Origin of the sequence: Pseudoalteromonas aurantia, assembly GCF_005886875.1 — a bacterium.
GTDB classification, from domain to species: Bacteria; Pseudomonadota; Gammaproteobacteria; order Enterobacterales; family Alteromonadaceae; genus Pseudoalteromonas; species Pseudoalteromonas aurantia_A.
On the sequence record NZ_PNBY01000034.1, the window covers coordinates 1 to 17,327 of the forward strand.

Sequence of the window (17,327 nt, forward strand, 5' to 3'; positions counted from 1 at the left end):
GGCCTTTTTTAAGATCTCCTTTTCCATCCTGAGTTCTTTATTTTTCTTGCGCAGCCTCAACAGCTCTGTTCGTTCATCTGCACTTAAATTGGTCCCAGATTGCTCAGCTTCAAACTTAGCTTTCCAGTTATAGAGTATTTTATCTGTGATACCTAAAGACGCCGCTGCTTTTGGTACGCTGTAACCTTGCTCAGTTACCAATGCCACAGCTTCTTGCTTAAATTCAGCCGTATAATTTCTGTTTGTTCGCTTTGTCATTTAACACCTCAATAATTGGATTATATTCCATTATTAAAGTGTCCTGTTTGATTAAAGCAGATCATTATATTGAAAATATATTTTGATGATCATGTGTCTTTCCGTAACGCTGATGGTGTGACATTAAATAACTGAGTGTGAAATAAATGTGAAATGATAAGGTGTAGTTAAAGACTTATACGATATAGGAGAGCTTGGGCTTATTAAGTCAAATAGTGAAGAGTAAATGTGTTATCCGAAGTTCCGCAAAGTCATTTAAAGCAGGTGTTTTATAACGTAACTATTAGTGAGTCTTTTGTATTTTCTACGGGTAGTCTACTTTATGGTCATGTTTGTTTTTTTTGAAAAATATCAAGTAAATCAGTTTTTCTGGTAACGGAGCTCGTCGTTGAGTGTTATAAAGGCGCTATTGAAACGTGTGTCTATAAATAGAGTATTATGATCTGTATTGAAATGGCTAGGCCACCTAATTCTGCTGCATTTAGGTGGCATAACATAGCTATGTGATACTCAATCTAGATTGATTGTATTTCTACACCTACCTCATAGTAACAAATTCTTCGCTGCCAGTTGGGTGTATCGCAACCACTGCATCAAAGTCTGCTTTGGTCGCGCCCATTTTCATGGCAACGGCAAAGCCTTGGATCATTTCATCCACTGCAAATCCAATACCATGTAAGCCAACCACTTTCTCTTCAGGGCCAACACACACTAGCTTCATTTTACAAGGCTGACGATGGGCTGTAACTGCGGTGTACATGGCCGCAAAAGATGAACTATATACTTTAACTTGATCTTCACCATACTGTGTAATTGCATCGGGTTCAGTTAAACCGATTGTACCAATTGGTGGGTGACTGAATACCACTGTTGGTACTAAGTTATAATCCATTTTTGCATTGGGTAATTCAGGGTTGAACAAGCGTTCTGCCAACATACGGCCAGCTTTAACAGCCACGGGCGTAAGCTCTATGCCCCCTTCCATAATATCGCCTAACGCATAAATACCATCCACCGAGGTGTTTTGAAATTCATCTACTTTGATAAAACCACGCTGGTTGGTATCAACGTCGGTGGCTTTTAGATTGATCAAGTCGGTGACTGGCTCTCGACCGATTGCCCAAATAAGTTGCTCCACGTTGTGACTTTCCCCATTTTCAAGGTGCAGAGTCACAGAGCCGTCGGCTTCTTTGACAATTTCTTTCGGTGTTGAGTGGGTGTGAAGTGTTGGGCCTTCTTTTTCCATTACTTCAGTGAGGGTTTCTACAATGAGCGGATCAAAACTGCGTAATGGGGCGTGTTTACGAACGAATAAATGGGTGTCAGTGCCTAATCCATGTAAAACACCCGCTAATTCAACGGCAATATACCCTGCACCAATTACAGCAACACTGCGTGGTTGCTCATTTAGCTCAAAAAAACCATTGGAGTCGATACCGTGCTCAGCACCCGGTATGTTTGGTACCGATGGACGACCGCCTACCGCAATACAAATGTGATCAGCGGTGTAGTGCTCACCATTAACTTCAAGCGTTTTGTTGTCAATAAACTTAGCAAAGCCATTGATCACGGTAACGCCATTTTTGGCTAAATAGCCATTATAACCTTGATGAATGCGACCAATATATGCCTGACGACTTTCAACTAGTTTGGACCAATTGAAGTTTTTCAGTTCAACATCAAATCCGTAGTCGGGCGCATATAATTTAATTGCTTCAGCGACTTGCGCGCCATGCCACATAACTTTTTTTGGCACACACCCGACATTTACGCAGGTTCCACCCATGTGCTTGGCTTCAATAATGGCTACTTTTGCGCCACGCATTGCAGCTCGGTTTGCAGAAGCAATACCACCACTGCCTCCACCAATAGCAATATAATCAAAATGTTGAGCCATAATTTACCCTTAAAAATTAAATAATATGTTCTACGCTTAAAGTAGTAAGACCATCAAGCCGATGAAAAAATAACAGTGTAATACCAATTTACGCAAAGATCTGAAATTTGTGCGTGATGATAACTTAAGCTTAACGGAAGAATACGTATACATGATCACTTTAGAACAGGTATATGCTTTCTTTTAGGTTGATCAGAATTCTTTGTTACTGCTTGAAATAGCGATGTTTGCCCCAATTTCAACATCTAGATAAAAAATAAAAGAGAGATTACATGAGCAATCCATTAATCGGGCTTGAAGGCCTACCGCCATTTTCTAAGATCCAGCCAGAGCATGTAGTACCCGCCCTTAAAGAAGCGATTGCTCACTGTCGTAAAACCATTGATGATGTGCTGACTAACAGTGTATTTAATTGGGAAAACTTGGTACTACCATTAGAAGAGGCGGATGATAAGCTGTCGCGTATGTGGTCGCCTGTTTCGCATATGCACTCAGTGGTTAATTCAGATGCGTTGCGAGAGGCCTACGATGAGTGCTTACCCCTGATCTCTGAATATTCTACTTACTGTGGTCAGCATCAAGGGTTATATAATGCTTACAAAGCAGTAAAAGAGTCTGCTGAATTTTCAACATTGTCTATTGCTCAGCAAACCACTATCGACAATCAGCTGCGTGATTTTGCATTATCAGGCATCGCATTAAATGAACAACAGCAAAACCGTTATGGCGAAATAAGTGCGCGTTTATCCGAATTGGGTGCAAAGTTTGGTAATAATGTGATGGATGCCACACAAGCTTGGCAAAAACATATTACAGATGAGAGTCAATTATCAGGTCTTCCTGAATCTGCACTCGCATTAGCTGCGCATACAGCACAAAGCAAAGAGTTAGAAGGGTGGGTATTTACCCTCGATTTCCCGTCTTATTTACCAGTGATGACGTATGCCGATAATCGTGAGTTACGCGAAGAAGCGTATCGTGCATTTTCAACCAGAGCGTCTGATCAAGGACCAAATGCCAATGAATTCGATAACTCTGAGATTATGGCTGAAGCGCTAGCCTTGCGTCATGAAATAGCACAATTACTTGGTTTTGATAGCTATGCTCATAAATCACTGGCAACAAAAATGGCCGATTCACCGGGGCAAGTATTTGAGTTTTTAAATGATTTAGCTGAAAAATCCAAAGCACAAGCCAATGGCGAATTAAAAGAGCTTGTTGAATTTGCCGAGCAGGCACATGGCATTAGTGAACTACAAGCTTGGGACTATGGCTATTATGGTGAAAAGCTAAAACAAGACAAGTATACGATTTCTGATGAACAATTACGCCCATACTTCCCAGCAAACCGTGTACTGAACGGCTTATTTGAAACGGTTAATCGTTTATTCGGTATTAAAGTAACTGAAATGACAGACTTTGATAGTTACCACAGCGATGTGCGTTTTTTTGCGATACATGATAAAGCCGATGAATTACGTGGTCACTTTTATTTAGATTTGTATGCGCGCGAGCATAAAAGAGGCGGTGCGTGGATGGATGATTGCATGGGCAGAAAGGTGCGTGCAAATGGCCAACTTCAGACACCAGTTGCTTATTTGGTGTGTAATTTCAATAAAGCGGTTGGAGATAAACCTGCATTATTTACCCATAATGAAGTCACTACATTATTCCATGAGTTTGGCCATGGTATTCACCATATGCTAACACAAGTTGATGCAGCACCAGTGGCGGGTATTAATGGGGTTGCATGGGATGCGGTTGAGCTACCAAGTCAGTTTCTTGAAAACTGGTGTTACGATGAAGAAGCGCTGAGTTTTATTTCTGGGCACTACGAAACAAACGAGCCATTACCAAAAGAGTTACTAGATAAGTTATTAGCGGCTAAAAACTATCAATCTGCGATGCAAATGTTGCGTCAAATTGAATTTAGCTTATTTGATTTCCATATTCATGCTGATTATCAAGCCGATTCAGGGTGCCAAATTCAACAAGTGTTAAATACCGTACGGGAAAAAGTCGCGGTCGTGAAAGCGCCAGAGTTTAATCGTTTCCAACATGGTTTTAGTCATATTTTTGCCGGTGGTTACAGTGCTGGGTATTATTCGTATAAGTGGGCTGAAGTTCTGTCAGCGGATGCATTCTCTAAGTTTGAAGAAGAGGGGATCTTTAATGCTGAGACAGGTCAGGCATTTATGGAAAACATATTAGAAATGGGCGGGTCTGAATCACCAATGACATTATTTACTCGTTTTCGTGGTCGAGCACCACAAGTGGATGCATTGCTGCGCCACAGTGGTATTGATGTAGCAGCATAACACAGCAGTAAAACAGCGCTGTATAAAGATAAAAGTACCTAAGGGTGCTTTTATTTTATCTGAAACTTGCTCGCAAATTTATCATCTCGGTCTATGCTTTTTAAAGAAATGATTTGATAGGGAAAGCACAATGACCAAATTGGTGTTGGCTATAGATGATGACAAATTAGTGCACCATATTATAGAAGAGGCATTGTCGCACTTTTGTAAATTGATACACGCCAAAAATGGTGACGATGGCTTGCGCCTTGCTGAAAAGTATCACCCAGACATAATTTTACTCGATGTTGAAATGCCGGGCATATCGGGCTTTGAAGTATGCGAAAAACTAAAAAAGTCACGCCGTACAGCGGATATACCGGTGATGTTCCTTTCGTCTAAGTCAGAACTTTCTGAGCGAATGCGAGGCTACAATGCGGGGGCGTCAGACTACGTGGCTAAACCCTTCGAAAGCGATGAACTTATTGCTCGTATCAAAGTGTTAGATGCGTATCGCCAACAATCTCGTAAGTTAACGTTAGATGTACGCAGAGCTCAGATCACTGCCGAGATAGCCATGACTGACTCTGGTGATATGGGGCGGATCATGCGCTATGTTGGTCAGTCGTATAACGCCCATGATTTAACCACTCTGTCGGATTACTTCTTTGAATTTTTTGTGCCATTACGGCTAGAGGTTGCTGTGGCATTTTGGTATCACGATACACAAGTGTTTTTATCTGGTAATGGTGCCATGCAGCCAATAGAACAAGAACTACTGAGTAAGCATCGTGATGGCAGCCGCTTTGTTGATTTTGGCCGTCGGACAATTATTAACTACCCGAAGGTTTCTTTGTTGATTAAAAATATGCCAGTGGATGATAATGCCATGTATGGGCGTTACAAAGATTTGTTACCGCACATTTTAGAGGCGACTAATGCAAAAATAAAAGATATGGAAGTCAGTGAAGAAGCATTGAGTAAAGTGGATCAAATTGGCCGTGTTTTTGAAGAGTTATCAGATCAACTGGCTGGTATTGGCGGCCATCATTCAAGTAAAGTAAATGAATTTGGAGCCTTGGTGCAGCAAATTCATAGCTTAAAAGACAGGCAGCTGACGGCAGAGCAAATAAAAGCACTAGATAAACTCTGCCAACATTTTTCGTTTGTGGATGACGAGTTATCAATTATCAAGTTTAAGTTGTCGGATATTACCGAGGCACGGCATCAATTAATTGAAAGCTTAAATAAAATTGCGAAGCCTTGGGGTGAAGAAGAAGTTGCGGCACAAACTGATATTGAGTTATTTTAACTTTCTTATCGCAAATGGCATTAACTTTGGGGCATGAAGCAAGTTTTTATGTCGTGTGGATTACTGATTAGATATACTGTGAAGGCCATGATTTTAGGAGCTTGCAGTTGGTTATTCATACCCCTTTCCCAGAAAACCGCCCATATTTAGAACAAATTGAGCAAAAATTTGCGTTGCCTGCATGGACGCAAAACCATGCGCAAGGTAAAGATTTTAAATTAATATATGACCAATTAGGGCTCCAGTTATTTAAAAGTGATGAACCTAAGTTAGGGGCGATTCAAGTTGATTTTGTCACCGGAGCAAGTGCGCATCGTCGTAAGTTTGGCGGTGGAAAAGGCCAAGCGATTGCCAAAGCAGTTGGCTTAAATAAAGGGGCCACCCCCCATGTTTTAGATGCAACAGCAGGACTTGGACGAGATGCATTTGTATTGGCATCACTTGGTTGTCAAGTCACCTTACATGAACGCCACCCAGTTGTGGCCGCACTGTTATACGATGGCTTACAACGTGCTTATCAGGATGCAGATATTGGACCTTGGATGCAAAGCAATATGGCCATGGCATTTGGCTCTAGTCATGCGCTTTTGGCCGCAACGACGTGTCAGCCTGATGTGGTGTATTTAGATCCGATGTTTCCACATCGCGAAAAGTCAGCATTGGTAAAAAAAGAAATGCGCGTTTTTCAAACCTTGGTTGGAGAGGATCATGATGCGGATGGGCTATTTGACTTTGCTTACGCGCTTGCCAGTAAACGAGTGGTGGTTAAGCGTCCAGACTATGCACCTTTTTTGAATAATAAAAAGCCCAGCATGCAGATCACCACTAAGAAAAACCGTTTTGATGTTTATGTAAAATCAGCGATGAAATAACAAAACACTCATTTACCTGAGGATAAAAGCTACGCCTAAAGTATGCTTTTATCTGTTGCTCAACCTGAAACAAAGAAATTACATTAAACTGTCATAAAAGGTTAATACTCTACCGGTGCTACTCATTATTAGGATGTGATCATGCGCGTATCTTCGTTTACTCGGCTCTTGGCAATACTCTTAGCTTTAGCCAGCATCTTCTTGGCAGGCGTTTTATTTTGGGCGTCAAATACTTTAAATACGTTAGATGTACAAAACACGGCGTACACTCAGTTAAAGAACACCATTTTGATTGACCTTGAAGGCAGTATTGAAGACTATCTAAAAGCAGGGGATAGTCAGCATTTAAGTCAATCTTCAGAGGTTATTACCGCCATTAAGGCCAATAGTTTATCTATATTGCCGATCAGCGTGAGTGGATTACTCACCAAACAGCTGGATAGTTTAGATAGCGACATAAACGGCAAGTATCGAGCTCTGGGTAAGTTGTCGGGCAATGAAATGGCGTTACTAGATAATGCGTTAAGGCAAATGGCAGGCTCGGCATCGTCGTTAATTAGTTACACATTAAAGGCGCAGCCACACCCTTTGAGTGCAGACTATTTTTCACTGGCATCCGACTATTATGCACAAGTGAGCAATCTGGGTATTTATACCTATCAACTCAATGCCCATTTTGACAATACGACAGAGGCCAACTTGCAAAAAACCATCAGCAGCTTAAATACATTAGCGCGCAAATTGGAATCGCTCGACAATTTGGGTGTAATGTCTGAAATTGATGAGGATGAACTGTTTTTTGGTGGCGAGGCGGAAGATCTCGCGGAGGAAATAAAAGCTGAGCTAGTAAGCTGGCCAAAACGCTTTGATCGTGATTTACAAAGTACCTTAACGCAGGCAAAACAAAGGCAACAAGGTATAGATTCACTGCGTAACGACATTAAAGAGGTTGCTGACATCATGCTCAATGCTGAGCAACAATTAAAAGATGAACAGACTCAGTTAAAATACCAAGTATTGCTGATCTTTGGTGTTGCAATTGGCTTGTTGGTTTTATTAGCGGCCGCGGTTTATATAATGCAATTTAATCAGGTACTGACGCCCTTACGCCAATTACGCGATGGGTTTGCCGACTTGATCGAAAGTAATGAATTAAAAAATATTCATAGTAAACATGCCAATACCGAGCTCGGTGAAATAGCGACCTACTTTAATCAATTGATTGACCGACAGCGCAGTGAAGCGCAAGAGCGTTCGCATATGTTGGAAGTGATCAACGACTTTATGCAGCAAATGAGCGATAACCTTTCGCAAATAGGCTGCCAATCAGACACCACGTATGAGCAAGTTGAACAGACCGAGACCATGCTGGTAACAATTAAAGCGTTAGGCGGAGAGGTGAACGATATCAACACCCAAGTCTCGGATAATGCCAGCAGCACTTATCAAGCTATGACGCAAAGCGTACAATTTGCAGACGCCATGCTTAATGCTAGCTCTGAAACGCAAAGCCGAGTTGAGCAAGGGTTAGCCAGCTTAAATGAGCTATTAAATGGCGTGTCGGATGTGGGGAAAGTTATTGAAATGATCCGCACCATTGCAGAACAAACAAATTTGCTCGCTTTAAACGCTGCAATAGAGTCTGCGAGGGCGGGTGAGCATGGCCGAGGTTTTGCTGTGGTGGCTGATGAGGTGAGAAAACTCGCCCAGCAAACCCAAGATTCGCTGTCTGATATTAATCAGCAATTGGGTATTTTAGGTGAAAACTCAGAAAAAGTATCAACGCAAATATCGGCATTGGCGGACGATGCACAGTTGCAAACTTCTCATGCTCACGAGCTTAAACGTAATTCAGAAGGTGTCGCGACCAGTGCACAAAGTGCCAATCAAGTTGCCGATAACGCCATGGAGCTTGCCCAACAGCAAAACGGACTCTTAGAAAACTTTAGTGTGGCAATGTCACAAATGAAGCATCAAGTGAATAGTTCAGGGCAGCAGGTTATTGATATACAAGGGCAGTTACAAGAGCAAATGCAGCGAATAAGAACCAGTTTAGGATTGGTGTAAGTGCAGTGAATAAAAAGGCCAAAGCGGTTGCTTTGGCCTGCCCCAGGGAATGGGAGTGATTGCGAGTTGCTACAATCAGGTTGGGTTATTTGTACTCAGCATTGAGTGTAACGCCTGAGAAAGTAGCGTAAGCATTTAAGCTTAAGTGCCATGTACCCGCTGCTGGCGCATTAAAAGTACAGGTTTCAGCGTTACCTGAATTCCACGAACGGCAATCATAGCTGCTGCTTGTTGGACGTGAACCTTGAGTGACATATAAATCTGCATCACCCGTGCCACCAGATGTTGTTACCGTAAAGCTGCTCATGCCTGCAGGTACATCAATGGTGTAGTGTAACCACTGATTTCTAGAGGCTGCTAGGTTACTTTGTGAGCCACCGCCTGGTTGCGTTGTGCTGCCACCCGTTGTGATATCACCTTTTAAGCTCACACCAGTATATGCAGAGTACGCACTTAATAGTACATGGTAAGTCCCCGCGGTAGGGTTGTCGATTTCACACACTTCACTGGTTGATGGTTGCTCAGATTTACATGCATGCCTGCGTGTTGTTGGTTTAGTGCCTGCCTGTACGTAAAGGTCAACATCACCTGAACCACCCGATGTCGTAAAGCGTACTTTAGTTGCGCCAGCTGGGACTTCAAATGTATAGAACGCTTGGTTATCTTTAGCTGCACTCAAGCCACTTTTCGCGACACCATCAGTTAACACGTTGTCATCACCAGCCGGTGGTGGTGTGCCTGTTGCTTGCGCTACAGCCGCTGCAGCATCAACAATACCAGTACCACAGTTGTTACACGTTGCTGGGAAGCTACGTGTGGTATCTTTTAAGATAGTCTCTATTTCATCAGGCGTTGCATTGGGTTTTACTTGCTTGATCAATGCAGCAACTCCTGCCACATGCGGCGCCGCCATTGAAGTACCTTGCGAGTAATGGTAGCTATCAGATACCGGCCCTGTGCTGCCTGAGTTGTGCGTTGACAAAACCCCTTCTGAATCATTGGCAAAGCTTTGTGCGCCACCTGGTGCTGCGACATCAATAGAGGTACCATAATTTGAATAGTAAGCTCGGCCACCGTTACGTCCAACTGATGCAACATTCACCACGCCATTACAGTTACCAGGGTTGTAGTTGTTGGCATTGTCGTTGTCGTTACCTGCAGCAATTACCACGACAGAGCCGTTGTTACGTGCTTGGTTGATGGCATTTTGCGTTGTTGCACTACATGCACCGCCGCCACCTAAGCTCATGTTAATAACATCAGCAGCATTGGCGTTTGCAGGCACGCCAGCAACACTTCCACCAGATGCCCAAATAATACCGTCGGCAATATCTGAGGTTAATCCGCCACATTTACCAAGTACACGTACAGGCACAACTTGTGCGTTATAAGCAACCCCAGCGATACCTTCGCCATTGTTTGTGACTGCCGCAACAGTACCCGCAACATGAGTACCATGCCAGCTAGAGTCTCTGTCAGAACTAGGTGATGGGTTGCCCTGCGCATCTGTTCCACATTCGCCACGTGTTGTTGCATCACCTGGATCTCGTGCGTCATTATCTCGTAAGCCACCATCATTCGCGACTTGTAAGTTAGAGATCATGTCGTAGCCAGGTAAAATGTTTGCGTTTAAATCTCGGTGAGGACGATAGCCTGTATCAAGTACAGCAACCGTTACACCCGCACCAGTTGCACTATCCCAAGCGGTTGGTAAATTGAGTCCGCCATTGGCTTCAAAATAATGCCATTGATCTGAATAACGCGGATCGTTCGGTGTGGCAAATGGCTGGAGCATTTGATCTATTTCAATATATTCAACATTGCCTGACTCAACGATTTCTTGCATTAACGCGTTTGCTTCAAGGGTTGTTAGTTTTTTATTTACCCGCATAACGTGGTGGTTTGCCAGTGCCATAGGTCGCACATACTGCGTTGAGACGCTCGATTTTTGGCTTTTAAATGTCTGAACAAACCCTTGAGCGCGCTGTTGCAAATTCGCGTCAGACATTTGTTCAGTCGATAACGTCATCACTTGTTCGTTGTTTTCTTTATACTTTATGATGAACTGGGTACCGAGTGTTGCTTGGTTTTGCATTTTCACAGCAGTTTGCGCAAAGTTAATATTGTTATTTGTCGCTAGCGCACTGTGTGCCGTAAATGCTGCCGTCACTGCCAGTGAAATTGCACCTAATTTTAATTTTTTTGTTGTCATTAATTTCCCCTAACTTGTTTGTGTTGATGCTTCTTATTTGCAAGAAGGTTAACGAAGGTAAAATTAAAGTTATTTTTTTTAAAGTGTTGTTTTGTTATGTGCACTATTGTTTTTGTTATAAGGGGTCGTCCAAGTTGTGCAAAAAACATGCTAATATTATGTTTTTATTACATTTATAAAAATTATTTATTCTGTAAACTAGTGTGCACGGCAGTGTAAAAGAATGTAAACAAGGTGAGGTGAATTCATATTTTAGTGAGAATATGCTTTTTTGGCCGGAGTTTGAGCAAGTAATTTTGCTACGAGTACAATTTTGTTACAATGCACGCATAAATTTATTTTGATGAGTAAAAGTGTGCTGCAATTTGATGTTGTTGTGATTGGTGCAGGAGCTGCCGGGTTAATGTGTGCCGCGCAGGCTGGCTATCGAGGCCGAAAAGTCGCTGTTGTTGATATGGGCAAAAAGCCCGGTCGTAAAATTTTGATCAGTGGCGGTGGTCGGTGTAACTTCACCAATGAAGGGGCGTCACCCAGCAACTATTTATGTGCCAATCCACACTTTGTTAAATCATGCTTAAGCCGCTATACCCAGCATGACTTTATTGAGCTGGTAGACCGCCATGACTTGGCCTATCACCATAAAACCTTGGGCCAGTTATTTTGCGACAACAGTGCCCAAGACATTGTTGATATTTTAATGACCGAATGCGAATGGGCGGGTGTTGAGCACTTTTTACGGAGTGAAGTGTTAAACGTCGTGGCAGCGGCTGAAGGTGACTATGTTGTGACAACCTCAGAGCAGCAATTTAAATGTGCGTCATTGGTGGTGGCCGCCGGTGGATTAACTATGCCAAAACTAGGCGCAACGCCGATTGGCTATAAAATCGCCGAGCAGTTTGGCTTAAATGTATTACCAACCATAGCGGCACTGGTGCCATTTACTTTGCATGATCATGATAAAGCGCGATTTGACGGGTTATCAGGCGTGAGTATCGCGTGTAACGTAAGCAGTGAAGATGGCACTGCGTTTAAAGAAAATATTTTGTTTACTCACCGAGGCTTATCAGGCCCCGCGGTGTTACAGATCTCATCATTTTGGCGAGCAGGTCAGGCCGTCACGATTAACTTACTACCCGAATTAAGCTTGTCAGACACCCTTCATCAATGGCGCGCAGAGCAGGGCAGTAAATCGCTTAAAAATAGTTTAAGCACCCTATTACCAAAACGTTTTATCGAAATTTTAATTGCTGAACATGCCATTCCAGACAAAGCACTCAACCAGTTAAGTCACACAGAAATAGAGGCCGTTGCCACTTATATTCATAATTGGACTATCAAACCCAATGGCACCGAAGGCTATCGTACCGCTGAAGTAACGTTAGGCGGCGTGGACACCGATGAACTCAGCTCAAAAACCTTTGAAGCCAAAAAAGCACAAGGCTTATATTTTATTGGCGAAGTAACTGATGTAACAGGCTGGTTAGGGGGTTATAACTTCCAATATGCGTGGAGCTGTGGCTTTGCCGCTGGGCAGGTGTGTTAGTTGTGTTTTCTGATAAACAAAGCGAAGACAATCTCTTTATGATATTACAACTTTAATGACTTTACTGATTAGTATTTATAAGTAGTTTTCGTTTCTAGGGATTAATAACAGAATTCGCTAATCGTTTTTCATTGTTAAGTGGAGTTGTGTAGAAGCGCTCCACAAAGTAAAAAATTTAGCTCTTGAGCGGTAGTAATTTCAAATTTTCTATTTTGAATATCTAAAGTTAATTGTTGATGTTCAATAATTATGTACATGCGTAAGCAGCTAAGCTTGTCTGCAGACGTCATTTCATTAAACGTATCCCTAGCTAAGGCAATACACTTTCTGTTTGGCTTTGACACCTTATCTCACTCAAGATCCCCAGAATGTTTTTTCTCATGAAAAACTTTCCTATTTTTGTTAACGGAAAATTCTACTTATGAACTGTTTCATTTATTTGGGATAGATACATGAGCACTGAATTACTGCATAAAGTAGCATTGTATGCAGATAAAGCTATTTTAGTATTCGCTACCATCCATAAATTACAGTAAAATAGATAGACTAACTTCTATAACTCGGCAGAATTTACGTAATAGCTGTCCTGACACAGAGATCACCATGAAAAAAACTTTTGCTTTGACGCACCCTAAGTTAAAACCTGCACGTTTAGTTGACGCGATAAAATACGAAGTGAAAAAATACCTTCGCCGTGAGCGCAATAAAACGTTACCGGCAGGCGTTGACTATTGGGATTTTGATTGTCGATTTGGTCATACTGAATCTCAAGCAGACGTTATTAAAGTCCATGAAATTAATAAATGTATTGATGAAGCAGCGCGATTGGAGCAGCCATCATTTTACCTTGAAGTCCTCGTTAAGCATGGTTTTAAAACGGCAAATGATGACATTGATTATGAAGATGCTGAGTAATTGACTCGGTATTTTAAAGTGAATAAGCCAGTGAATGAACACTGGCTTTTTTATAGATAACCACCTTATAAAAATAGTGCTTTATAGGGACAATTCGGCGGGTTGCAATAAAATCGTCATAAAATCTTGATAGCGTGTTTGATTATTACTTAATCATGTGGTTTGAATTCAGTGGACAAAGTGCCCAATAACACCTCGCTTGACTTAGCAGCATTAGAAGAATTATTACAACAAGGCGCTGTTCGCACTTTATTTCAACCTATCTATGATATTGCCAAACAACATGTACTTGGTTTTGAAGCGCTTAGTCGAGGTGTTACGGGATCAAATATCGAACTTCCTGACCGCCTTTTTTCACTTGCCAGTGCTCATGGCAGGCTGTCAGAGTTAGAATTACTTTGCCGAGAAAAAGCCATTGCACGCTTTGTCGAACAAGATTTGCCAGGAAAGCTTTTTATAAATGTGAGCCCAAATACATTACTTGATCCAAGTCACCCGAAAGGCGAGACGCTGCATTTAGTTGAAAAGTATGGTTTGGCGGCTAACCGGGTTGTGATTGAGGTTACTGAACAAGATAAAGTCGATGACGGATTTTTGTTATTAAAAACCATAGAGCATTACCGTCAGCTTGGTTTTAAAATCGCCATTGATGACTTAGGCGCTGGATATTCAGGGTTAAAGCAATGGTCTGAACTACGGCCCGATTTTGTAAAAGTTGATCGCTACTTTATCGATCATTGCGACCAAAGTATTGTGAAGCGAGAGTTCCTAAAATCTATCATTGAATTAGCAAAAGTAACCAACACCTCTGTGATTGCGGAAGGGATTGAGCGATTAGAAGAGCTATCTTTGCTAGAAAAGTTAGGGATTGAGCATGCACAGGGGTTTTTGCTTGCAAGACCCGCGCATCAACCGCCAGTCATATTAGATGCAGCACAAGTGATGCAATTAAAATTGCGACCACAAGGAGAGTACAGCGAAATGACGATGTCAGTGGGGTTACTAGCACAAATAGAAAGTGCGATCGATCAAGCTACGCGTTGCAAAGATGCACATAAACGCTTTGAGCAGAATAAATTACTGATGAGCTTGGCTGTCATTGATGCTCAGCAGCAACCAGTTGGTTTACTTCATCGTGATCAATTAACTGAAGTATTCGCAGCTCCCTATGGCCACGCTTTGTATGCGAAAAAGCCTGTTACGGAGTTGATGGATAAGCAGCCCCTTATAGTCAATGAGAACGCAAAGTTAGATGTGGTGAGTAAGCAGATCACAGAGCAAGAGTTTGATATTCGCCGTCATATTATTGTGACTCGAGATGATAGGTACCTTGGTCTAGCACCACTACGAGATATTTTGAAACATATTACAGAAGAAAAAATTCGCCATGCTCAACACGCAAATCCATTGACGATGTTACCGGGTAACGTTGCGATAAATGAAGCGATAGAACAAAGGCTAAAAGCGCATCATACCTTTTCTTTGGCGTATGTGGATTTGAATCACTTTAAACAATTCAATGATTTGTATGGCTATGCCAGTGGTGATAGCGTCATAAAGTTATTGGCAGATGTGACGGTTCAAGTGTGTAGTCAAAGTAAGTGTTTCGTAGGGCACATTGGCGGAGATGATTTTATGGTGGTATTTGATGGTACGGATGCGGAGCATTTATGTCATCAAATTATTAATCAGTTTGAACTGCAGTCTAAAGCATTTTTTACCTCTGAACATGTGGAAGCGGGTGGCTATTGGGCGACCAATCGAGAAGGGCAAAAGCAATTTGTACCATTATTGACACTATCGATTGGGTTAGTAAGGCCTGATTTAGAGAGCTGCAACAATAGCCATCAAGTGGCAGCGCTCGCAACCGATGCAAAGAAAGAGGCTAAGCGCTATCGCAATAGCTATTTGTTTGTGTGTAACCGACGAAAGCCGGCCGCGCCTGTCGTTAGAATTAAGAGTCAAGCACAAGAGTGCTTGGTATAAAATACATAAAATCGCTGTCATTAAATAAGTAAAGAAATGCGTACCTGTGTGTGCTATGAGTTTAGACTTTAGGTGAAGTACGAGTGATAATTCTTGAGTAACGAGTCGCGAACGTGTAGCTTAATTGAAAACAACCTTGGAGCGAGCATATGGGGAAATTCATATGGCTGTGCCTATTGTGTAGTTGGGCTAGTACATCTTATGCGGTATCAACTTTATACGTTGCAAAAGAGCAGCGTGCACTTTATGACCGTGATTTATACTTATATGAGTTGCTTGATAAAGCGTTACTAGCGGCCCAGTTTGAGGTAAAGGTAGAGCATATTGAAGTGCATCCTCATCAGCAGCGTACGTTAATGGCATTGAGTCGTGGTGAAGTGGACTTACATTGGAGTATGACCAGTCCAGAACGAGAGCAATTGGCGATAGCGATTCCTGTAGCATTGTTTAAAGGGTTTATTGGTAAACGGGCTCTGATGATAAACCGCACGCACTTAGCAAGGTTTGAAAAAATAGAGACCAAAGCGCAATTGGCTAAGTTAACCGCCGTGCAAGGCCATGATTGGCCTGATACAAAAATTCTCGCTTTTAATGATTTACCAGTCAGGCCGATGTCTAAATATCAAGCAATGTTTGCGATGGTTGCCCGAGGAAAAATAGATTATTTCCCACGTTCTTTTATTGAGGTTGCCTCAGAACTTGCCAAACAACACAATGACGACTTAGTGATTTTACCTAATTTATATTTGCAGTACCCAAGTGCTTTTTATTTCTTCGTGAGTAAGGAAAAACCTGAGGTCGCGACTGCACTTAAAAAAGGGTTAGCACTGATGCAGCAAAACGGTGAGTTTGATGTGTTATTTGAGCGTTATTTCTTGGCCAAGCTTAATGCGTTACCTATGGATAATGCGAGAAAAATCTCACTACAGAACCCCTACTTTGAAGTGCCTAAGTAATGATTACTTTAATAAAAAGGGCATTAACACCAAAGATATAGGCAAGAAAAAAGGAGGCATGTGCCTCCTTTTATAAAAACAGATTAAATTAGCACAGCAATGATTCAGTCAATACTGGGCGAATTTCTTTTACCACAAGTTGGCAAAGTTTTGGTGAACCACAAATGACGTTACCACTGTGGTTGTAACCTGCACCACCTGCAAAGTCCATAACCATACCACCCGCTTCTTTAACGAGTAATTCGCCAGCTGCCGTATTCCAAGGTTTTAAACCTAATTCGAAAAATCCATCAATACGACCTGCCGCAACATAGGCCATATCTAACGCAGGAGAGCCAGCGCGACGGATGTCAGCAGTGTGGATGAATAATGCTTTGAATGCTTCAGTGTAAGCGTCTAAATGGTGTTTTTGTTTGAACGGGAAACCAGTGGCTAATACTGATCCTGCAATATCATTGCTTTTCGTTACACGAATACGGGTATTGTTGAGCTGAGCACCTTGACCACGAGAAGCGGTGAATAATTCACTGCGAATTGGATCATAAATAACAGCTTGATCGACACGACCTTTCACTTTCAATGCAATTGATACTGCAAAGTGAGGAATGCCCTTGATGAAATTAGTTGTGCCATCAAGTGGATCGATAACCCATTGGTAATCTGCATCAGTGCCTTCAATTACACCTAACTCTTCACCTACTAATGAGTGGTTAGGGAAAGCTTTTAAAATCGTATCACGGATGATCGCTTCAGCGTCTTTGTCGATGTTCGTAACAAAATCGTTGCTACCTTTTTGTTGAGCTTCGATTTTTGATAAATCTTCACATGCACGTAAGATCACTTTACCTGCATTACGCGCAGCGCGTACCGCAATGTTTAACATTGGATGCATAGCATTACCTTTGGGTTGTAAAAGAACAGTATTATTTCAAGCCGGCGTATTTTAGCGACTTTTGCTACAAAGTAAACAATAATTATGAAATTAAGCTGGTGGTTTTTTATACGCAACTGA

12 protein-coding genes are annotated in these 17,327 nt (G+C 42.0%); 8 read left to right on the forward strand and 4 right to left on the reverse strand.

Translation table 11 applies throughout. The features are described 5' to 3' along the window. Positions 1-258 (reverse strand): transposase (locus CWC18_RS07355; protein WP_138675000.1); only part of this gene is annotated, 258 nt, incomplete at its 3' end. Positions 259-796: 538 nt separating this feature from the next. After that, positions 797-2,155, reverse strand: coding sequence for a glutathione-disulfide reductase (gene gorA / locus CWC18_RS07360; RefSeq protein WP_138675001.1), 1,359 nt, complete (start codon positions 2,153-2,155; stop codon positions 797-799). 272 nt (positions 2,156-2,427) lie between these two features. Here gorA and prlC point away from each other — a divergent pair, with 272 nt between their 5' ends. From prlC to CWC18_RS07380, 4 genes are all read left to right on the forward strand, one after another. Continuing rightward, positions 2,428-4,473 carry an oligopeptidase A gene (gene prlC, locus CWC18_RS07365; RefSeq protein WP_138675002.1) on the forward strand — a complete coding sequence of 682 codons (2,046 nt, stop codon included), beginning with the start codon at positions 2,428-2,430 and terminating at the stop codon, positions 4,471-4,473. Between the two features lie 130 nt (positions 4,474-4,603). After that, positions 4,604-5,764, forward strand: a complete 1,161-nt coding sequence (locus CWC18_RS07370) for a response regulator (protein WP_138589794.1) — start codon at positions 4,604-4,606, stop codon at positions 5,762-5,764. A gap of 107 nt (positions 5,765-5,871) precedes the next feature. Then, positions 5,872-6,636 carry a class I SAM-dependent methyltransferase gene (locus tag CWC18_RS07375; protein WP_138589793.1) on the forward strand — a complete coding sequence of 255 codons (765 nt, stop codon included), beginning with the start codon at positions 5,872-5,874 and terminating at the stop codon, positions 6,634-6,636. 141 nt (positions 6,637-6,777) lie between these two features. After that, positions 6,778-8,703 carry a methyl-accepting chemotaxis protein gene (locus tag CWC18_RS07380; RefSeq protein WP_138589792.1) on the forward strand — a complete coding sequence of 642 codons (1,926 nt, stop codon included), beginning with the start codon at positions 6,778-6,780 and terminating at the stop codon, positions 8,701-8,703. Positions 8,704-8,788: 85 nt separating this feature from the next. Here the strand turns inward: CWC18_RS07380 and CWC18_RS07385 are convergent, their stop codons facing one another. Next, positions 8,789-10,915, reverse strand: coding sequence for a S8 family peptidase (locus CWC18_RS07385; RefSeq protein ID WP_138589791.1), 2,127 nt, complete (start codon positions 10,913-10,915; stop codon positions 8,789-8,791). Between the two features lie 355 nt (positions 10,916-11,270). Between CWC18_RS07385 and CWC18_RS07390 the strand changes: the two genes are divergently transcribed. From CWC18_RS07390 to CWC18_RS07405, 4 genes are all read left to right on the forward strand, one after another. Further along, a complete protein-coding gene (locus CWC18_RS07390; protein WP_138675003.1) occupies positions 11,271-12,458 on the forward strand; it encodes an NAD(P)/FAD-dependent oxidoreductase in 1,188 nt (395 codons plus the stop codon). A gap of 603 nt (positions 12,459-13,061) precedes the next feature. Continuing rightward, positions 13,062-13,373, forward strand: a complete 312-nt coding sequence (locus CWC18_RS07395; RefSeq protein WP_119861618.1) for a DUF6172 family protein — start codon at positions 13,062-13,064, stop codon at positions 13,371-13,373. Positions 13,374-13,553: 180 nt separating this feature from the next. Continuing rightward, a complete protein-coding gene (locus CWC18_RS07400; protein ID WP_249348114.1) occupies positions 13,554-15,359 on the forward strand; it encodes a GGDEF domain-containing protein in 1,806 nt (601 codons plus the stop codon). Between the two features lie 149 nt (positions 15,360-15,508). Beyond that, positions 15,509-16,315, forward strand: a complete 807-nt coding sequence (locus tag CWC18_RS07405; protein WP_138675004.1) for a substrate-binding periplasmic protein — start codon at positions 15,509-15,511, stop codon at positions 16,313-16,315. 88 nt (positions 16,316-16,403) lie between these two features. Here the strand turns inward: CWC18_RS07405 and suhB are convergent, their stop codons facing one another. Next, the gene (gene suhB / locus CWC18_RS07410; protein ID WP_138589787.1) at positions 16,404-17,207 is read right to left on the reverse strand and encodes an inositol-1-monophosphatase; all 804 of its coding nucleotides are present in this window, start codon (positions 17,205-17,207) and stop codon (positions 16,404-16,406) included. Positions 17,208-17,327: the final 120 nt, after the last annotated feature.